Annotated in this window: 14 protein-coding genes; 2 read left to right on the forward strand and 12 right to left on the reverse strand. The window is 68.3% G+C overall.

Annotation, left to right across the window (positions count from 1 at the left end):
- Nucleotides 1–79: 79 nt before the first annotated feature.
- The 11 genes from PLE19_07120 to PLE19_07170 form a co-directional block, all read right to left on the reverse strand.
- Nucleotides 80–4,246: an SUMF1/EgtB/PvdO family nonheme iron enzyme gene (locus PLE19_07120; protein HPD14701.1), complete on the reverse strand. Its 4,167-nt coding sequence runs from the start codon at nt 4,244–4,246 to the stop codon at nt 80–82.
- 456 nt (nt 4,247–4,702) lie between these two features.
- Nucleotides 4,703–5,419 carry a transposase gene (locus PLE19_07125; GenBank protein ID HPD14702.1) on the reverse strand — a complete coding sequence of 239 codons (717 nt, stop codon included), beginning with the start codon at nt 5,417–5,419 and terminating at the stop codon, nt 4,703–4,705.
- A gap of 457 nt (nt 5,420–5,876) precedes the next feature.
- Complete coding sequence (locus PLE19_07130) at nt 5,877–7,118, reverse strand: PQQ-like beta-propeller repeat protein (protein HPD14703.1); 1,242 nt, start codon at nt 7,116–7,118, stop codon at nt 5,877–5,879.
- Nucleotides 7,119–7,188: 70 nt separating this feature from the next.
- A complete protein-coding gene (locus PLE19_07135; GenBank protein ID HPD14704.1) occupies nt 7,189–8,046 on the reverse strand; it encodes a hypothetical protein in 858 nt (285 codons plus the stop codon).
- Between the two features lie 194 nt (nt 8,047–8,240).
- Entirely contained in the window at nt 8,241–9,416 is a 1,176-nt protein-coding gene (locus PLE19_07140; protein ID HPD14705.1) for an aromatic aminobenezylarsenical efflux permease ArsG family transporter, read from the reverse strand.
- A gap of 46 nt (nt 9,417–9,462) precedes the next feature.
- Nucleotides 9,463–9,696: a thioredoxin family protein gene (locus tag PLE19_07145; protein HPD14706.1), complete on the reverse strand. Its 234-nt coding sequence runs from the start codon at nt 9,694–9,696 to the stop codon at nt 9,463–9,465.
- Between the two features lie 4 nt (nt 9,697–9,700).
- Nucleotides 9,701–10,138: an arsenate reductase ArsC gene (locus PLE19_07150; protein ID HPD14707.1), complete on the reverse strand. Its 438-nt coding sequence runs from the start codon at nt 10,136–10,138 to the stop codon at nt 9,701–9,703.
- Nucleotides 10,139–10,153: 15 nt separating this feature from the next.
- On the reverse strand, nt 10,154–11,311 hold the full coding sequence (locus tag PLE19_07155) for an SPASM domain-containing protein (protein HPD14708.1): 1,158 nt from the start codon (nt 11,309–11,311) through the stop codon (nt 10,154–10,156).
- A 397-nt stretch (nt 11,312–11,708) separates the two neighbouring features.
- Nucleotides 11,709–12,560, reverse strand: coding sequence for a carbohydrate ABC transporter permease (locus tag PLE19_07160; protein HPD14709.1), 852 nt, complete (start codon nt 12,558–12,560; stop codon nt 11,709–11,711).
- Nucleotides 12,557–13,405 carry a sugar ABC transporter permease gene (locus PLE19_07165; GenBank protein ID HPD14710.1) on the reverse strand — a complete coding sequence of 283 codons (849 nt, stop codon included), beginning with the start codon at nt 13,403–13,405 and terminating at the stop codon, nt 12,557–12,559. The genes PLE19_07160 and PLE19_07165 overlap by 4 nt, the downstream gene beginning before the upstream one ends.
- Nucleotides 13,406–13,523: 118 nt before the next feature.
- Nucleotides 13,524–15,203 carry an extracellular solute-binding protein gene (locus PLE19_07170; protein HPD14711.1) on the reverse strand — a complete coding sequence of 560 codons (1,680 nt, stop codon included), beginning with the start codon at nt 15,201–15,203 and terminating at the stop codon, nt 13,524–13,526.
- A gap of 301 nt (nt 15,204–15,504) precedes the next feature.
- Here PLE19_07170 and PLE19_07175 point away from each other — a divergent pair, with 301 nt between their 5' ends.
- Together PLE19_07175 and PLE19_07180 are read left to right on the forward strand one after the other, a co-directional pair.
- The gene (locus tag PLE19_07175) at nt 15,505–16,368 is read left to right on the forward strand and encodes a type II secretion system protein (GenBank protein HPD14712.1); all 864 of its coding nucleotides are present in this window, start codon (nt 15,505–15,507) and stop codon (nt 16,366–16,368) included.
- A 206-nt stretch (nt 16,369–16,574) separates the two neighbouring features.
- Nucleotides 16,575–18,308, forward strand: a complete 1,734-nt coding sequence (locus tag PLE19_07180; protein HPD14713.1) for a formate--tetrahydrofolate ligase — start codon at nt 16,575–16,577, stop codon at nt 18,306–18,308.
- A 163-nt stretch (nt 18,309–18,471) separates the two neighbouring features.
- Here PLE19_07180 and PLE19_07185 read toward each other — a convergent pair whose 3' ends face one another.
- A complete protein-coding gene (locus PLE19_07185; GenBank protein ID HPD14714.1) occupies nt 18,472–18,918 on the reverse strand; it encodes a hypothetical protein in 447 nt (148 codons plus the stop codon).
- Nucleotides 18,919–19,203 lie beyond the last annotated feature (285 nt).

Consider the following 19,203-nt stretch of genomic DNA (forward strand, 5'->3'; position numbering starts at 1 on the left):
GGGGCGCGCCCTGAGCGGCGAGGGGCAGGCCGGGCGGCCTGCCCCTCGGGGTTGCGGGTGCGAAACGGGACGCGGCCGGTCACCTGGCGTCGGCCGAGGCGAGTTTCTTGCCGTCGGCCTCGCACAGGACGCGGAAGCCGACGTTGTGGACGCACTGCCAGGCGGCATAGTCGAAGCGGACGGCGCTGCGGGCGCGGAAGGGGCGGTCGTAGTAGGAGCCGCCGCGGGCTACCTTGCGGCCGCTGTCGCTGGGGGCATTGCGCCCGTCGCCGTCCACGTAGGGGTATGGCTTGTAGGTGCTGAGCGTCCACTCGGCCACGTTGCCGGCCATGTCGAGGAGGCCGAAGGCGTTGGCCGAGGCGGGGCCGTACTTGCCCACGCTGTCAGGCACGCAGGAGCCGTCGTTGACGGTCATGATGGCCGGGATCCACTTCGGCGAGTCGCGGATGCACAGGTCGTTCACGCGGGCGTCGGCCAGGTTGGCGAACTTGCCGAAGTCGGCCTGGCAGTCGCCCCAGTAGAGGGGCGTGTCGGTGCCGGCCCGGGCGGCCCACTCCCATTGGGCCTCGGTGGGGAGGGTGAACTTGCGGCCCGTCTTCTGGCTCAGCCAGTAGCAGAAGTCCATCGCCTGCTTCCAGGAGATGCGGAGGACGGGCTGCTTGGGGCCGTTGACGGCGCGGCCGCGGTCCGAGTGGTCTTTGTTGAAGACGCTGATGTAGCCGCTGTCGTGCTGGGGGTCGAAGGCGGCGTACTGTTCGTTGGTGATCTCGACCTTGCCCAGGTAGAAGGGCCTGTCAATCTTCACGCGGGTCTGGGGGTGCTCGTCGGGGTAGCCGTCGTGCGAGCCCATGACGAACTCGCCGGCGGGGATGAGCACGAGGTCGAGCGCCAGGTTGTCGGCGAGGGGGACCTTCGCCTCGACGGGCAGGCCGAGGGCCTCCTGGCGTTTCCTGGCCTCGGCGGGGTCGAAGGGCCAGCCGGGCACCTTGCCGGCGAAGGGCTTGCGCTCGGGCACGGGCTCGGGCTTCACGAAGGCCGGGCGCTCGGGCGCGGGCGTGGGATACACTTCGTAGTTTTCAGGCCGGTTGGCGTACTTGGTGCGCATCTCGAGCCGCCGCTGGGCAATCTTCTCGATGTTGCCGCGGTGCTCGGTCCACGTGCCGTGGCAGGGCACGTTGAGGTCAATCCAGGTGTAGAGGCGGTCCCAGGCCTCGGCGTCGAGCTTCACGCCGTGGTGGCCTTTCTGGAGCATCTGCACGAGCTCGCTGGTCGAAACGTCCCACTCCATGGGCACCTGGAGGTGGTAGTCGCTCTCGGGGCCGGGGCGGCGGACGTAGGGGTGGAGGGCGAGGTACGACTTGGCGAAGCCGCCGGCGCCCTTCGCGGTGTCGGCGAAGCAGGGCAGGGTCTTGCCGTCGGGGCGCGGCTTGCCGTCGTGGCAGCCGACGCAGTGCTTGTCGAGCACGGGCTGGACCTCGCGCAGGAAGCTGAAGGGGCGCGAGGGGCCGCGCCAGGGCTCGATGTCGGCCGGCTTCTGCGTGGCGGCGAGGGTGCGGCGGAGCGTGGGCGTGGTGTTCTGGCGCTCGTGGCAGCCGACGCAGTTGGCGAACTCGCCGGGCATGGCGGTGTACCAGCTACGCATGACCTGGACGGCCCTGCCCTCGGCGTCGAGGGGCTGGACGACGATGGGGGCGTTGGCCGGCACCTTGAAGATGGCCGAGCCGTCCTCGTTCACGGGCACGGTGCCGTGGATGCGGCGGGCGTCCCACGGGCCGTCAATGCCGATGTTGATGTGGCCGCCCATGCCGTTGTAGCCGAAGTGGGGCTCGAAGACGCGCAGCCTCTTCACCGTGCCGCGCGGCACGCCCTTGAGGCCGTCGCCGAAGTAGACGTCGTTGAGGTACACGGTGGCGTAGTCTTTCGAGAGGTCCACCTTGTCGGGCACGACGGGGGGCTTGGGCGTCTTGCGGAAGGGCACCGGCTCCAGGATCGCGTAGCCGGGCACTTCGAGGATGGGCAGGATGTTGTCGAACACGTCCACCAGGTACAGGCCCCACTCGGCCTGGGGCGTGGGCTTGCAGGAGACGAGGATGTACTTGTCGCTGAGGGGGTAGGGGTGGAGGAACTTGGGCCAGGCGGGATCGGCGAGGCCGTCGGCGATGTGGGCGAGGCCGGGCTTGGCGTCGCTGGGGATGAGCTGCACGGCGCCCTGGTCCTCGTGGCGCCCCTTGGCGGGGTCGTAGATGAGGAGCTGGCCCATGCGCGGCACGCCGTGGTGGCCGGAGATGATGGCGACGACCTTGGTGGGGTGGTTGGGGACGGGCCGGGCGTAGAAGGTGCTGTTGGGCCAGTAGCTGTTCGAGAAGGCGTACTCCATCTGCTCGGTGCCGTCGGGGTTCATGTGGAAGAGCAGACGGGTGAAGTAGTGCGGGGTGTCGCTGTACTCCCAGCGGGTGTAGAGCACGCGCCCGTTGTTGAGCACGGCGGGGTACCAGTTCTGGTCCTGGTCGAAGCAGAGCTGGCGCTCCTTGCCGGTCTTGGGGTCGAGGAGGACGAGGTTGGCGACGGGCGAGCCGCCGCCCACGCAGGGCACGCCGTGGAACGAGCGGGTGGAGGCGAAGATCACGCGCCCGTCGGGCAGGTAGCAGGAGTCGAAGTTATCCACGTCGGGTTCGAGGCCGGGGTTGACCTGGCGGAGGCCCGAGCCGTCGGCGTTCATCTCGAAGACCTGCCACCGGCCGTGGGTGCCGACGGACGAGAACATCAGGCGATCGGCGTCCCAGTGGAGGTCCACGTCGCCCACGTACTCGCCCTTGGGGGGGCGGTAGAGGGTGGTGGGCTGGGCGCCGGGGCGGACGGGCGAGACGACGGCGATTTCGTTGTCGTAGCCGGTGCGCGGCACGTCGGCGTTGGTGACCCAGTTCTGGGGCAGGCCGAGGTTGCGGTTGCTGCGCTTGACGACGAGCAGCTTGTCGAAGTCCAGGAGCGGGTTGCAGGTGAGGAGGGCTTCGGTGCGGAGCTTGCTGATCTCGTCGCCCACTTCGGCCAGCTTCTTCACGGCGGCGGGGTCGCCCTTGGCCTCGGCGATGCCGACCACGGCCTTCTCGAGCGCGTCGAGGCGGCCGAGGAACTCCTTGCCCCGCGTGTACTTTTCGGGGTAGGTTTCGCCGAGGTCCTCGATGGCGAGTCGCAGCGCCTTGAAGTTGAAGTTCTTGACCAGAGCGGAGGCTTCCTCGACGCGGAGCGAGCGGTAGTAGGGCTCGCGCACCTTGGCGAGGTCGGCGGGGGCCTTCACGCCGGCCGCCGCGCCCTCGGCTTCCTTGGCCATCGAGGGCATGCGGGTGGCGGCCACGTAGCGGCGGGCCAGCGCGGCGAGGTCGCCAGGCGTCCAGTCGGCGTTCCAGATGTTGTCCTGCCGCTCCCAGGCCATCTCGCGCGCGGCGGACGGCTCGCCGAAGTCGCGGCTCACGAGGTTCCAGAGTTCGTCGCGGGCGATCTGCTTGGGGTCGCGCCGGGTGGCCACACCGCCCGCGGGGTTGGGCTGGGTGTGGAAGTAGAAGCCGTGGCCGCCGCTGTTGTTGTGGATTTTGAGGAGCAGATGGTTGTCGCCCTTCTTCAGCTCGAGCTTCGCCGTGTCCTGGTTGGGCGCGGCGACGCGGGGCACGTCGTTGGAGATGAGGAGCTTGCCGTTGAGCCAGGCGCGCAGGCCGTCGTCGCTGCCGAAGTAGGCGGTGAGCGTCATGTCGCGGGGTGCTTTGATCGTGCGGTAGAGATAGGTGGAGCCGTAGGCCCCGGCCGACAGGTCGTGAGGCACGCCGTCGTCGAACTGGGGGCAGGCCTTCCAGCGGAGGTTGCCGTAGGACTTCGCGAGGGCGTCCTGCCAGGCGGGCCTTCCGCCCTCTCCGCCTTCGAGGGCGGCGGAGAGGTCATCGTACTTGTTGAGGGCGGCCTCCTTCTCGGGCGGGAAGGCGAGCGTGAAGTCCTTCTGTTTGTTGGGCGGGTAGAAAGGCCCGATCATGTACCACGTGCCGAGTTCGAGGTCGGAGCGCTTGGGGGCGGCCTTGGCGGCCGGTTCGGTGGAGGGCTTGGCCGCCGCATCGGCCTCGTGCTTCGCCAGGGCCTCGCGCGAGGCGAGCAGCGTCTCCTGCCATGTCGCCTTCTTGACGTAATAGGGCGGCGGGGCGGCGGCGAGCAGGGGGCTGGAGAGGGCCAGGAGGCCGGCGGGGATCAACTGCCACACTCTCATCATCGCGCTCCTCTGGGTGGCGGTGGGCGCACCGGACCGGGGCTATCTTCTGCATTGTACATGCAGGCCAGCGGCCAGTCAAAAGGGAATGAAAGGAAGGGTGTGGGCCGGAATTGTAGGCAGGGTGATTGTCTCTGGAGCCTGAAGGGCTCGCATGGGATAGCCCAGGGCAACGCCCTGGGGTCAGCGGGATCCACGGGTCCAGCCCTGAAGGGGCGAGATAGAAGCTCTCGATTCCGCCCTGTCAGGGCTGCCGCGGGGCGGTCTTGTTCCCAGGGCGTTGCCCTGGGCTATCCTATTTCGCTCCTTCGGAGCTCCCGCCGCCGCCCACAATTCCGGCCCACACCCCATCGGGCATTGTCATCGCGGCATCGCGGTGCCTGTCACACCATCGCGGTGCCTGTCACACCGCTGACATGCAAGTCACTGCCTTGCAATAGGTTATGGCTCGCCATGTCATCGCCTCCGTCGCGGGTCGCCCAGACGGGGGCCCGAGGCGAAGACCCCAAGGCCCAGTGGACGACGCACGATGCTCACTCCCGGCCGGTCCAGGCCGAACCGATGTTCCATTCGGCGCACGAAGCGCGGCGTGCCCACGAAATGGGTGGTCGCCAAGCTGGCTGCGGGCCGCGCCGCCTCGGCAGCAAGCAGCTCGCCATAGGCTCGGAAGCGCGCGGCAGCGTCCGCTCCCAAGGCAGTGTAGAGGGGGTGGAACGCCAGGCTCTCACCGTCCTGGTCGCGCAGGGCGCGGTGTCCGCTCCAGGGGTAATCGGCCGGGGCGCGCGCCATTCCCGCACGCACGGGGTTGAGGTCCACATAGGCCATCGCGCGGAGGAAGTAGGCGGTGTCCTCGATGATCGTGCTGCGGTAGCGTCCCTCCCACAGGTGGCCGTGTCGGCCTTCGGCCCTGTTGAACTCGCGCGCGAACGTAGTGCCCAGCCAGTGCATGGCCTTGGGCAGCGTATCGTCGCGGCCGACCTCGAAGAGGAGGTGCACGTGGTTGGTCATCAGGCAGTAGTGGTAGAGGGCGAGGGCGAACTTGCCGCGGGCGCGCTGGAGCACGTCGAGGAAGCGCCCAAACGAGGCGTCGGAGAAGAGGAACTCGCGGTTGTTGCACCGCAGCGTGACGTGATGAAGAGCGCCGGCATACGTGAACCTGGGCGCGCGCGACATCTGGCATCTCCCTGTGACCAGGGCAGTATAGCACAAAGGCCAGACCACACAAGGCCTCACGCTCGATGGAGCCCGGCATGGAGTGCTCACTGCGGCCATGCGTTGACATGAACTCGCATAAGTCGCTTGCTGTATGGTAGTTGCATGTCAGCGGTGTGACAGGCACAATGTCCGGCACAATGTCCGTGATGTCCTACAATGTCCTAATGTCCGTGGTTTCCTAAGTTGCAGGTTGAGACCTGACCCCAGAGGGCTCGGAAGTGGTCGAGTCTGGGGAGTCTGAGCGACTCTGGGCTGAAAGGCTGAGAACAGGCGATCGGCGAGTCGCGGGGCCGGGGAGTCTGGGTTTCTCCCAGCGGGAAGGTCGAGGATGGGCAAACGGGTGCTTTGGAAGCGGAGAACCCCGTGCAAGTCTGATCCGGACGGCCGAGAATGGCCAAACGGCGCATCCGGGGGCTCATCTCGCCTGGATGTCGTAGGCGTGGAGGGCGTCGCTGTGGCGGAGGTAGAGGCGGCCGCCGCTGACGACGGGGTGCGCCCAGAAGGGGCCAGGGCCGCCCTTGGGCAACTGGAAGTCGCTGACGACCCGCCGCTCGGTCGGCGAGGGCTTGATGAGCATCACGCGGCCGCGCTCGTCCATCGCATAAATCATTCCGTCGGCGTAGGTTACGGAACCGCTGACGCCGGTGGGCTCGGAGTGGGTGAGCTTGCCGGTCGTCCACTCCAGGCAGTCCCAGCGCGGCTTGTAGTTGCCGTGGCAGAAGCCGTAGAGGTATCCGTCGAGCAGGATGACGCCGCCGTGGTGGCTGTCGAGCTTGTCGGTGCTCCAGGCGAGCTCGATGGAGCATTTCGTGCCCTGGACGTTGAGCTTGAGGAGGCGGCTGCCGCGGGCGTGGGCGGTGGCGAAGTAGAGGTGGCCGTCGTGGAAGAGGGGGGTGAAGATGCTCTCGTCGTAGGGGGTCTCGTGCGCCATCTTCCAGAGGAGTTCGCCCGTGTGGGCGTTGACGCCGACGATGGCCTTGGCCATGAGGGCGACGATCTGGCGAAGGCCCTGGTGCTGGATGAGGATGGGCGAGGAGTAGCCGGGCAACTCGCCGATGCCCTGGCAGGTCCAGACGGTTTCGCCCGTGAGCTTGTCGAGGGCGACGATGCTGATCTCTTCGCCGCCGGGGACGGCGATCACGCGATCGCCATCCACGAGAGGCGACTCGGCGAGGCCCCAGCGGATGTTGCGTCCGTTGAACTTCTTGAGGATGTTGATGGCCCAGAGGGGCTTGCCCGAGCCGGCGTCGAGGCAGGCGAGGTCGCCGTCGGCGTTCAGGTGGTAGAGACGGCCGGCGTCCACGGTAGGGGTCGAGCGGGTGCCGGGGTGCTCGCGCTGGTAGGCGGGGCCGTTCTTCGCGGTCCAGGCCACGGTGCCGTCGAGGCGGAGGGCGGTGAGGAGGGTGTCGCCGCCGACGTTGCCTGTGGCGTAGATGAGGCCGTGGGCAACGGCGACGGCGGCGAAGCCGTGGCCGAGGCCCCTGGCGGTCCAGAGCCGTTTGGGGCCGCCGTCGGGCCATTCCTTCAGGAGGCCGGTCTCGGCCGACTTGTTGTCGCGGTTAAGGCCGTTGAACTGGGGCCAGTCGGCGGCGGGGCCGAGGCGCGTCGCGAGGGCGAGGGCGAGAGCGGCGACGGGGCTGGTTCGGGCGCACAGCATGCGCTGCCTCCTGGGGGGCCAGGAGGCAGTGTAGCGGAGAGCGGGGCGAAAGGCAAGGCCGCCGGGGGCGCTACGGCACGAGCTGCTCGAGGCTGAAGCGGGCGATCTGCGGGGCCGGGGCGGGCGCGGCAGGCGGCTTCAGTTGGGCCTTGACGGCCGCCACGTCGCGCGCCACAGCGAGGGCGATGTCGTTGGGCAGCGGCCCGGCGGCATCGGCCAGGGCCGCGACAGGCGGGCTGGCGGGAGCGGCGGCTGCGGCCTTCTCGGGCGCCGCGGGTGGGGCCGGCTCGGCGGCAGTGGCGGCCACGGGGGGCTTGGCGGCGGGCGCCGCCACCGGCGCGGGCGGCTCCACGGGCGCGGGAGCCAGGTTGCCGGCCTCCGCCACGCGGTCGTCGTGCTTGACCTCGTTGCGGTCGCCGAAGGCGCGATAGCCGAACCAGCCGGTGAAGAAGTCGGCCATCTTGTAGTAGTTCAGGTTCCACATGATGCCGACGAACCCGAGATGAAGGTAGTGCACGCAGGCGGGGCGGTACTTGGCGTTGCCTTCTTTGACGTTCTGCGCGAGGCCGACGACGCCGGCCCTGTGGCTCTCGGTGACGGCTTCGTCGCCCTTGTCGAAGCCCTTCCAGCTATTCTCCTCGCGGCCCCAGAAGAGGAGGCCGGCGTTGTTCTGGCGGTGCTCGCCGGCGCCCAACTTGCCGCCGCCCATGCCCACGAAATAGCCGTCCACCTTGCTGTAGCCGAGGGGGGTCACCATCGGGCAGTTGGCGTAGAGGCCGAACTGCGGCTTCTTCGAGAAGGTGAAACCGAGGTCCATCATCTGCTTCGCGTCGCTCCATTGCCGCGACAGGTAGGTGCATCCTGTGGAACCGGCGGCGACACACGCGAGCAGGGCCACGGCCAACCAGCGCACACGGGCGTCCGTCATCGAGATTTCTCCGTAATGCCCCTCACTGTGGGACGAGGCACAAGGCGCAGCGCAGACGGGGATCATCGGGGAGATTACGGGCATTATACCATTCCCGCTGCAAATGCAAAGGAAAAATGTGCAGGTTTTCCGCGGGGCGACGCGCGGGGAAGCGTCCTCGTGGTCCCCCTCCCCCAAGGGCCTGTGGCCTTGGGCTAGAGGGCCCCATAGATATAGGTGAGGCAGAAATATCCGCCGACCAGCAGGAAGACGGCGCCGGTGGCCCTGCGCGCCCACCATTCGAACTGCGAGAGGCGGTTGAACACCTTGCCGAGCGATTGCGCGCTCAGCGCGATCACGAAGGCGAACACCACCACCGGCAGCGCCGTGCCGAGGCCGTAGGCCGAAGGCAGGAGCGCCCGCGACTGGTGCGCGAGCGCCAGCCCCACGAGGCTCACGAAGAACAGCCCGGCCGAGATGGGGCAGAAGGCCAGGGCGAAGAGAATGCCCAGCACGCCGGCGCCCCACACGCCCATGCGCTCGACGCGCTGCTGGGTCTTCTCGCCGGGCGCGAAGCCGCGGAGCGTGACGGTCACCAGCCCCAGCAGCACTACGCCCACGACGATGAGGATGGGGCCGAGGACGCGGTTGAGGTACTTCGACAGCACGTCCGACACCTCGGCCTTGTAGAGGAGGCCGCCCACGATGAGCGCGGCGAGCACCACGTAGGCCAGCATGCGCCCGAGCGTGTAGAGGAGGCCCGAGAACAGCACCTGCCGCGGGCTGCCCACGCGGCGGCCGATGAACGAGATGGCCGCAATGTTCGCCGCCATCGGGCAGGGGCTGATCGAGGTGAGCACACCCAGCCAGAGCGCCGTGGCCAGGGCCAGGAGGAAGCCCGTCGAGCCCGCGGCCTCTGCGGCGGTCCCGGCGCCCTCGCCCAGCAGCTCGCCCACGCCCTTCTGCACGTAGGCGACCAGGCCCGCGTCGTCATCGAGGTGGTCCCACGTCTCGTCGAGGCTCTTCGCCCGCACCTCCTGGCCATCGCGGAACTCGATGGCGACGAGCGTGCTGGTGAAGAGGCCGTACTTCTTGCCGATGGGTTCGTACTCGGGGGTCTCGTAGTTGGCCACGTGCCATTCGAGGCGGCCCTCGCGGAGGGCCTGGGGGAAGCCCCGCTCGATGGCCTGCTTCGACACGGCCTCGATCTTGCGGCACGACGCGCAGCGCGTCATCCTGTGGAAGTAGTACACGCTCACGCCGTTGGCCGGCCCGTGCACCTTGCCGGTCTCGGCCGCCCGCGGCGGGCGCACCTCGAGGTACACCAGCGCCGCCACGCTCACAGCGGCGAAGGCCAGGAGTAGACCAGCGATGAGGCGTCGTGCGATCATGCGGCTCACGCGCCCGCCCTCTGTTATCGTGCCACAACGCCTGCTCTCACGCAAGCAGCTTCTGGACGTCTTCGACCGAGGGCACCTTGCCGGCGACCTTGATCTTGCCGTCCACCACGAGCGCGGGGGTGATCATCACGCCGAACTCGAGGATCTTCATGATGTCGGTGACCTTCTCGAGCTGGTAGTCGAGGCCGAGGGCCTTGGCGGCGGCCTCGGCGTTCTGGGCCAGCTTGGCGCAACTGGGGCAGCCGGGGCCGAGCACTTGAATCCTGGTCATCGCGTCACTCCTTCGTTGCCAGGCTCTCGGGCAGGGATTCCACGAAGGCGCGGATCTCGTCGCGCACGCGGCGGTAGTGGCCGAGGGCCTCTTCCTCGGACTTCGCGTTCCTGGCCAGGCGGGGCGGGTCGTCGAAGCCCACGTGCACCACGCGGGCCTTGCCGGGGAACAGGGGGCAGTGCTCGTGCGCGTGGCCGCACACGGTCACCACGTAGTCGAAGGCCACGCCCTTCAGCTCGTCCACGTGCTTCGAGCGCTGGCGCGAGATGTCCACGCCCGCCTCGGCCATGACGCGCACGGCGTGGGGGTTGAGGCCGTGGGTCTCGATGCCGGCCGAGTAGGCCTCGAGCACGGCGCCCTTGAGGTGGCGCGCCCAGCCCTCGGCCATCTGGCTGCGGCACGAGTTGCCCGTGCACAGGAACAGCACCTTGAGCTTCTGCATGATTCGCTCCGTCGGTCAGGGGCACTGGACGAGTCCCGCCGCCCACAGGCACTCGCCGCAGCGGGGAAAGTCGTCGCCGAAACAGTCCTCTTCGTTGTCGCTCCGCAGGTCGCAGCCGCCGCACTCGATGCAGGGCGCGAAGGCGAACTCGCGCACGCGGGCGCGGAAGGCGCGGTACTCGGCGCCGCCCCAGAGCTCCCGCAGCCTGGCGTCGTTCACATTGCCGAGGGCGTAGCGGCGGAGGCGCTTGGCCTTGTCGCGGAAGTAGTAGGTGTGCGAATGGAGCAGCGGCAGGCAGGGGCTCACGGCGCCGTCCCAGCGGATCGCCAGCCGCCCCTCGGCCACGAAGCGGCAGCGCGGGCCGGCCCCCGAGACGTCGGCCCCGTTGATCCACAGCCGCGCGCCGGCGCCTCGCAGCCGCTCGGCCACGGCGCTCGCCGCCGACCGCGCGTCCAGCAGCGGCAGCTCGACCACGGGATCCCACGGCGTGGCGAGGTGGCGCCGCGCGGGCGTGGCCCATTGCTCGTAGAGCACCTCGGCGGCCAGCTCGGGCGTGTGGGGCACGAGGTTCGTGACGACGACGCCGGTGAAGCCCAGGTGGGGCGCCAGGCGCACCAGGGCCGGCAGCTCGGCGATGTTGCGCTTCGTCGCGACGAACTCGACGACGACCTCGGGCCGCTCGGCTCTGCGCGCGAGGCGCAGGCGGTGGAACTCCCGCAGGCGCTCGGCCACCTCGGGGAACGTGCCGGCGTGCAGGTTCTGGCTCGCGTCGCCGCTGACGCCGTCGAGCGAGACGATCAGCTTGTCGAGCCGCAACTCCAAGAGCTGCTGCATTCGCTCGGGCGTGAGGAGCAGGCCGTTGGAGACGGCCTCGACCTGAAGTCGCGCGCCTTTGGCCAGGGCCAGGAACTCGGCGAAGAGCGGATGCGCCATCGGCTCGCCGTAGCCGCCGAAGCTCAGCGTCGCCCGCGCGGGGAGCTCCGCGCACTGCTCGACCACGCGGCGGAAGGTCGCGAGCGCCATCTCGCCGCCCGGCTCCTCGAAGGCGCGGCGCAGGCACATCGGGCAGTCGAGGTTGCAGGCCGTCGTGAGCTCGACGTAGGCCTTGCGCGGCTCGGCATCGCGTTCCGTCACGGCCTCCCGACGCACGGGAGGAAGCATTTCGATCAGCATGTTGCGCCCTCAGCGCCGCCCGCCGGCAGCCCCGTCATGCCGAGCCGCTCGAGGAACCAGTCCGTAACCCGACGCACCACCGACTGAGGCGGAAGTCGGCCATTGAAGCCTCCCGCGGGTTGCGAACCCGCGGGAGGTCAGGGACAGGGGCTGAAGCCGGCACTCCGCCCCTCCCCGCCATCGGAGGCGTGCGCCGGAGGCCCCCCTTCATTCGGCTGGGCGGTTGCCATTCCTCCAACGCCATTGTGTAGCATGGTCCCGGAATCGCCGACGCTTGTCAAGCAGAAGAACGACGCGGCCCCTCGGTTCGGGGCCTCGGCCTCCCCCCGCGCCGTGGGATCGGCGCAAGGCTTCCGCCACCAGGCTGGCGGGTCGCGGACGCCGCGCGAGGGCCTGCTCACCCCTTCACGGCGCCGAACGTGAGCCCCCGCACGATGTACCGCTGCGCCAGCAACGCCAGAATCACCGGAGGGGTGATGGCGATCAGCGACCGCACGGCCACGAACCAGAACTGCACGCCCCGCGTGTCGCCGGCCCCGGCAATGTGGACGGGGATGACCTTGGCGTGGAGCGAGCCGATCATCAGCCCCGCGAGGAACTCGTTCCAGGTGAAGGCGATGACGATGAGGACCGCCGCCGCCAGGCTCGGCGCGGCCAGCGGCAGGCAGATGCGCAGGAAGATCGTGCCGTGGCCCGCGCCGTCCACCATCGCCGCCTCCTCCAGTTCCACCGGCAGGTCGAGGAACGCCTGGCGCAGGATGACCACGGCGAGGGGCAGGTTGAACGTCACGTTGAGCAGCACCAGCCCCGTCCGCGTGTCGAGCAGCCCGAGCCAGTGGATGAGGAGGAACAGCGGCGCCGCCGTCGCCACGGGCGGCAGCACGCGCTGCGAGAGGAACCACAGCGTGAGGTCCTCGTTCGACGGCCATCGGAACCGGAACCGCGCGACCGCGTAGGCGGCCGGCGCACCGACCAGGACGACGATGGCCGCCGTGGACACCGCGATGATCAGGCTGTTGGCCAGCGCCCGCTGCATCTCGCCCGTCGCCAGCTCCGCCCGCCAGTTGTCGAGCGTCGGCTGGTACTGCACGAACGGCACGCCCAGCCCCGTGACCGTGAACGTCTGGCTCTGCTGCCGGAGGCTCAGGCTGATCGCCCAGTAGAAGGGCAGGAACACGGCGCCCGCCACCGCAAAGGCGAGCGCGGCGAGGAAGGCTCTCGAGAAGTGCCGCGAGCCACGGCGCGTCATTGGTACACCTGCCTCATCCGCCTGAAGAGCACGAGGATCATCCCGGTGACCAGGAGGAGCATGACGACCGAGACGCACGAGGCGTAGCCGAAGTTGAGGTTGCGCAGGCCCACGAAGTAGGCGTACAGGCTGAGCACCTGGGTGGAGGTGCCCGGCCCGCCGCCCGTGAGGGTGTAGGGGATGTCGAGCACCTTGAACGCCTCGGTGAGGCGCAGGAGCAGCACGAGGGTGACCGTGGGCATGAGGATCGGCAGCGTGATGCGGCGGAAGAGCGCCCAGCCGCTCCTCGTCTCGAGCCGCGCCGCCTCGTAGTAGTCCTCGGGAATCCCCTGGAGCGCCGCCAGGAAGATGAGGAAGCAGAACGGCGTCCACTGCCAGATGTCCACCAGCAGCACCGAGGCGAGCGCCCAGCGGGGGTTCGAGAGCCAGGGGATCCTCGTGCCCAGCAGACCGTTGGCCAGGCCCCCCTCCTCGTAGAAGATCGTGCGGAAGAGGAAACCGACGGCGATGGGCGTGGCGAAGAGCGGCGCGGTCAGGAGCGTCCGCAGCACGCCGCGCCCCGGCAGGGGGCGGTGGAACAGCAGGGCGAGCGCCATGCCCAGGACGAGCTGGGCCGTGACCCCGCAGGCCACGAAGACCAGCGTGACGCCGAGCGACTCCCAGGCCCGTCGGTCGTGGAGGAACGCGGCGTAGTTGGCGAGGCCGACGAACTGCTCGGGCTCGCCCACCTTGGCGCTGTAGAACGACAGCCGCACGCTGTAGAGGAGCGGGAACAGGGTGAAGCAGAGCACCCACGCGACGGCGGGGAGAATGAAGAGGAGCTGGATGTGCCGTTGGCGACGCACGGGGATGTCCAAGGAGGAGCAAGGGATAGGCGGATGGATAGATGGATGGAAGAGCGGATGGCCGTGGCTCTGTGGCAACCATCCACTCATCCACTCATCCATTCATCCAACCATCCACCTACTTCCTGTAGCCAATTGCTCTCTGGTACTGCTTGAGCTGCGCCGCGCGGCCGCGGCGCTCGGTGATCTTGGCCCACTCGGCCGCCGTGCGGTCGAGGGCCTCCTGGGGCTTGAGCGTGCCGACCATCGTGGCCGAGAGGTTCTGGTCGAGCGCCCGCCAGTACTCCTCGGCCCCGTTGATCCGCAGGTAGGGCATCATCGTCTTCGCGAAGAAGTTGGCGTGGTAGGCGTCGAGGTAGAACTTCAGGTCGCTCTCGTTCCAGCCCGCGTCGAGGTAGCCCTGGAGCGTGGCCGTGCCGTGCGGCGGCAGGAAGTGGATGCTCGCGCCGGGGTCCACCCCCGTCCAGCCGCGGTTGGCGTTCCACAGGCTCACCGGCTCGGTAGCCATGAGGGCGTAGAGGCTGTAGACGAGCTCGGGGTTCCTGGACTTCGCGGAGATGACGCCGTGCCAGGAGCCGCCCACGGTGTTGCCCACGACGTTGGGGGTGTCGAGCTTCACCCACTCGTTCCTGTTCATGTCGTAGACGTCGGTGGAGCCGGGCAGGATGGCCGCGCCGAGCTTGCCCTTGATCTTCGAGCGGGTCGCGTCCTGCACCAGCGCGCCCACGTCGCCCCACGAGAAGACGAAGATGCTCTTGCCGCGCAGGAACCAGTCCCAGGCCGTCCCCAGGTCCCAGGCCGATTGGGCGGCGGGGCCGCACTTCGACAGCTCGTAGAGCATCTCGAGCGCGCGCACGTGGCCGGGCTGGTTGATCAGCGGCTCCATCGTCTCGGGGTCGAACCAGTAGTTGTTCGTGCCGCGGGTGACCTTGTCGCCGCCGAGGACCACGAAGGGGGCCGAGAGCGACATGAAGTGGAACATGCCCTGCTCGTTCACGCGGAAGTGCATCACGATCCCCGTGTCGGGCTCGGGGTCGTTCGCGTCCCAGTTCTTCCCGTTGAAGAACTTCGCGATGGCGAGCACGTCCTGCCAGGTCCGGACGGGGAAGGGCATGTCCCGGCCTGTCTCGGCCTTGAACTTCTTGTGCCACTCGGGGTCGGAGAGGATGTCGTGGCGCCAGTAGAGCACCTGGCCGTCGCTGTCGTTGAGCGTGCCGTACCACTTGCCCTCCCAGGTGTAGAGGGTTTGGAGGGCGGGCGGCATCCAGGCGGGGTCCCACCGCGGGAAGCGCGGGTCGCGGATGTAGGCGTCCGTGGGCACGATGTAGCCGGGGGTGGCATACTCGCCCATGAACCAGGAGGCCTGCATGAAGCCGTCGAACTGCCCGCTGCCGAGGCGCAGGTCGGTGATGCTCTTGTTGAGCAGTTCGGCGATGGGCACCTCCACGATGTCGAGGCGGGCGCCCGTCAGCTCCTCCCAGGCGGGCCGCAGGCGGTAGAGCGGCCCGGAGATGCCGCCCTTGGGGCCGCTGTTGAGCACCAGGATGGCGATGCGTTGGCCCGCGAACGGCACCTTGCCCTTGCCGAACATCGCGCCGAGCTGGTCCTTCGTGAGGCGGATCGCCTCCTGGTCCTCGAAGGTGGTGAGGGTCACGCCCCCGTCGTCGTGCCAGGCGAGGAACCGGTAGTCGCCGCGCGCGGCGGCGGCCCCTCGGTCCTCCTCGCCGCCGCAGCCGGCGAGCAGCGCCGCCACGACCGCAAGACACCCGACCCCCGTTGGCCAGGAAAACCGCAGCATCGCGAGTCCTCCTTTCAGATGGATGATACCGATCTACCAGTTCCCGCCGCTCGCGTCAACGGCGAGTGCGGCGGATGGGGGTCAAGCTGGCCCTCCGCCAGCGGCGCGGGCCGCTGCGGCAAGCGGCCAGCAGGCTGCCCTCCTCCCGAAGGACTTCCGACGTCTCCACCACCCCTTTTCCATTCCCCGTGACACTTGCAAGTCGAGTGCCCATGGGATAATATAAGAAGGGTGGAGACCAGCGATTACGGGCCGCCCATAGGGGGGCGGCACGAGGCCGGCGGGAGAGAGGGGTTCGAACTTGCCGCACAGAGGCTTCAGGGCGCGCCGCACGGGCTTCACGCTCGTCGAGATGCTGGTGGTGATCGGGATCATCGTGATGCTGGCCGGGATCACGCTGCCGGCCATCTTCCGCTCGCAGGTGGCTGCTCGCGAGACCTACTGCAAGAACAACCTGAGCCAGATCGGCAAGGGGCTCTTCTCGTACATGGTGAACTGGGACCGCCGCTTCATCGCGAACCGGCCGCCGGCGCTGGTGACTTCGACCCGGCAGATCCCCGACCCCGTGTTCACGAGCTTCGACGATCTCAGCCCCCTGTGGGGGGTGCCCTCCGCCCGCTTCGAGCGGAAGGGCGGCACCTTCCGCTATGTGCCCGTGGTCACCGAGTCGTACGTGCAGGATGTGCGGGCCTTCAACTGCCCCACGACCCGCGACGTCGCGGGCAAGCTGAAGCAGAAGGAGGAGTGGTGGAAGGAACTCCGGTACAAGCGGGACGGCAAGGCGCTGACGTTCACGTGGAGCTCCGGCTACACATTCACCACGAGCACCCCGACGCCGCCCCCGCAGCTCAGCTATGAGTATGCGGGCGAGTTCAACCCCAGCATGCAGTACATCGGCATCAACAGCAACAAGGCGTGGCTGGTGCACGACGACGACTCGAACATCGAAAACACGCAGGCGATCCTGGTGAACAAGGACTATAAGGGACTGGAGCTGACGGCGAAGTCGAACCACGGCAAGCGGGGCGGCAACATGCTCTTCCTGGATGGCAGGGCGGAGTGGATCCCGAGCATTGACTGGGTCCAGCACGTCATCGAGGGGATCCGGGAGTGGGAGAAGGTGACCACGTGGAGCATGCCCAGCGGGTACTACGGCATCCCGTGAGCCGTGGGCGGACGTTCCTCTCCGACCAGTATTGCAGATGGCACCGGCGGCCCGCCCGCGCGATTTCCGATTTGATCGCCGGGCGAAGGCCTGTTAGAATCCTGGCTCATTTCGTGCCGGGCTTGTGAAGCATTTCATGTGAGGCTCCCGCGGCCGTCCGGCCGGCCGCGGCGCCGGGCGGAGCCACAGGCTCCAGGAGGCCACGGATGCTCTCGGACATCGAAATCGCCCAAGCGGCCAAGGTCAAGCCCATCGCGGAGATCGCCGAAAAGGCCGGCATTCCCCGCGACATGCTCGAGCTGCACGGCGACTTCAAGGCCAAGGTGAAGCTGGAGATCCTGGGCAGGCTCCAGGGCCGGCCGAACGGCAAGTACATTGACGTCACCGCCATCACCCCCACGCCGCTGGGCGAGGGCAAAACGGTCACCACGATCGGCGTCTCGCAGGGCCTCAACTACATCGGCAAGAAGGTCATCACGTGCATTCGCCAGCCCTCGCAGGGCCCCACCTTCGGCATCAAGGGCGGCGCCGCCGGCGGCGGCTACGCCCAGGTCATCCCGATGGAAGACTTCAACCTCCACCTCACCGGCGACATCCACGCCGTCGGCGCGGCCCACAACCTCCTCGCCGCCGCCATTGACGCCCGCATCCTGCACGAAGACACCCTGTCCGACAAAGCCCTCGCCAAGATGGGCCTCAAGCGGCTGGACATTGACCCCTACTCGATCATGTGGAACCGCGTGGTGGACGTTTCGGACCGCGCGCTCCGCAACATCATCGTGGGCCTCGGCGGCGAGGGGGACGGGCGGCCCCGCCAGACCGGCTTCGACATCACCGTGGCCAGCGAGGTCATGGCCTGCCTCGCCCTGTGCTCGGACCTCAAGGACCTGCGCAAGCGCCTCGGCCGCATCGTCATCGGCACCTCCAAGAAGGGCAAGCCCGTCACCGCCGAAGACCTCGGCGTCGCCGGCGCCATGACCGTGCTGATGATGGACGCCGTCAAGCCCACCCTCCTGCAAACCCTCGAGCACAGCCCCGTCTTCGTCCACGCCGGGCCCTTCGCCAACATCGCACACGGCAACTCGTCCATCATCGCCGACCGCATCGCCCTGCCGCTCGCCGACTACGTGGTCACCGAGAGCGGCTTCGCCGCCGACATGGGCATGGAGAAGTTCCTCAACATCAAGTGCCGCATCAGCGGCCTCACCCCGCACGTCGTCGTCATCGTCGCCACCGTCCGCGCCCTCAAGATGCACGGCGGCGGCCCCAAAGTCACCCCCGGCCGGCCCATCCCCGACGCCTATACCAAGGAGAACATCCCCCTCCTCAAGGCCGGCTGCGCCAACCTCGCCAAGCACATCGAGAACGCCAAGAAATTCGGCGTCAACGTCGTCGTCGCCGTCAACCGCTTCACCACCGACACCGAGCACGAGATCGAAACGGTGAAGGAGGCCGCCATGGCCGCCGGCGCCGAAGGCGCCTACAAGAGCGACGTGTGGGCCAAGGGCGGAGAGGGCGGCGCGCAGCTCGCCGAGGCCGTCGTCAAGGCGGCCGAGAAGCCCTCCAACTTCCGCTTCCTCTACCCCGACGACATGCCCATCGCCAAGAAGATCGAAACCATCGCCACCCAAATCTACGGCGCCAACGGCGTGGACTTCGCGCCCCTCGCCAAGCAGAAGATCGAGATGTTCACCCAGATGGGCCTCGGCAAACTCCCCATCTGCATGGCCAAGACCCACCTCTCGATCAGCCACGAGCCCACCTGGAAGGGCGTGCCGACCAACTTCACGCTCCCGGTCCGCGACATCCGCGCCTCGGTGGGCGCCGGCTTCCTCTACCCCCTGTGCGGCGAGATGCGCACCATGCCCGGCCTCCCCGCCACCCCCGCCTTCATGGCCATTGACATCACCGACGATGGCAAGGCCAAGGGCATCTTCTAGAACGACGCAACCTCAAGGCGGGGAGGGACTTCCTGCGCGAAGTCCCTCCCCGCTTCCTTTGAGCGGAGGCTCACACGGCTGGCTGCTGAACAGGGCGCCAAACGCCGCAGCGGCGGTCAGGGCGACCGCCGCTGCGCAAACGAACCGAGCCGTCTGCACCTGGTCATTCCGTGCCGCCCGGCTCCGGCTCCGCCACCACGAGCGAAATCTGCACCGTCCACCCCGTGAGCACAGGCGGAGCAGCCAACGGGCTCCACGGAATGTGGATGTTGAGGTGGCCCTTGGACTTGAAGTTCTTGGTCTTCTTGGGCTCGCCCTTGCCGTTCACCTTGCCCTTCGACTTGTCGGGCTTCGTGGTGAACTCCTCGGAGGCCACCTGGACCCCAAGCTCATCGAGCACAACGACCGCGTAGGTGGAGTCGTCCGCCAGGCCCGAAGCGTTCACGTTCACGATCACCTGAAGCTCGTCTGGGCAGTAGTTGAGGATCACCTTGGCGGTCCCCGCCGGATCCACCGCCACCTCCTGCTTGACTGCCTTGGCCGAAGCCGCCCCCGCACACACCACCATCACCGCAGCTATCGCCATGAGCCACACACACTTACGCAACATCACAGGCTCCTTTCCAGAGACGCGACTCCCCCTGACGGAGGAGACCCGACCCACGCCCCGCCTGAAACAGCTTGCGACGTCGCCTCTCGCGCGAAGCTCCCTTCACTCCCGCCGGAGGCCGACATCACTTGTATTATACCCCAACTTCCCCGTTCCGCAAGTTCCGCGCGGTTTAATCGGGTGTGGGCCGGAATCGTAGGTGGTTTCCGATGCGAGAATCCCCGGAACAGGGGAAGGCCCGCGGCAGAGGTAGCCGCGAGCGTCCCGCTTGCGGCTCTCTTCATC

The sequence above is a fragment of the Planctomycetota bacterium genome, assembly GCA_035384565.1.
Classification (GTDB): domain Bacteria; phylum Planctomycetota; class PUPC01; order DSUN01; family DSUN01; genus DAOOIT01.

Coding starts and splice junctions, on each gene's coding strand:
- PLE19_07120 (HPD14701.1), bottom strand. CDS start 4,246: ATGAGAGTGTGGCAGTTGATCCCCGCCGGCCTCCTGGCCCTCTCCAGC.
- PLE19_07125 (HPD14702.1), bottom strand. CDS start 5,419: ATGTCGCGCGCGCCCAGGTTCACGTATGCCGGCGCTCTTCATCACGTC.
- PLE19_07130 (HPD14703.1), bottom strand. CDS start 7,118: ATGCTGTGCGCCCGAACCAGCCCCGTCGCCGCTCTCGCCCTCGCCCTC.
- PLE19_07135 (HPD14704.1), bottom strand. CDS start 8,046: ATGACGGACGCCCGTGTGCGCTGGTTGGCCGTGGCCCTGCTCGCGTGT.
- PLE19_07140 (HPD14705.1), bottom strand. CDS start 9,416: ATGATCGCACGACGCCTCATCGCTGGTCTACTCCTGGCCTTCGCCGCT.
- PLE19_07145 (HPD14706.1), bottom strand. CDS start 9,696: ATGACCAGGATTCAAGTGCTCGGCCCCGGCTGCCCCAGTTGCGCCAAG.
- PLE19_07150 (HPD14707.1), bottom strand. CDS start 10,138: ATGCAGAAGCTCAAGGTGCTGTTCCTGTGCACGGGCAACTCGTGCCGC.
- PLE19_07155 (HPD14708.1), bottom strand. CDS start 11,311: ATGCTGATCGAAATGCTTCCTCCCGTGCGTCGGGAGGCCGTGACGGAA.
- PLE19_07160 (HPD14709.1), bottom strand. CDS start 12,560: ATGACGCGCCGTGGCTCGCGGCACTTCTCGAGAGCCTTCCTCGCCGCG.
- PLE19_07170 (HPD14711.1), bottom strand. CDS start 15,203: ATGCTGCGGTTTTCCTGGCCAACGGGGGTCGGGTGTCTTGCGGTCGTG.
- PLE19_07180 (HPD14713.1), top strand. CDS start 16,575: ATGCTCTCGGACATCGAAATCGCCCAAGCGGCCAAGGTCAAGCCCATC.
- PLE19_07185 (HPD14714.1), bottom strand. CDS start 18,918: ATGTTGCGTAAGTGTGTGTGGCTCATGGCGATAGCTGCGGTGATGGTG.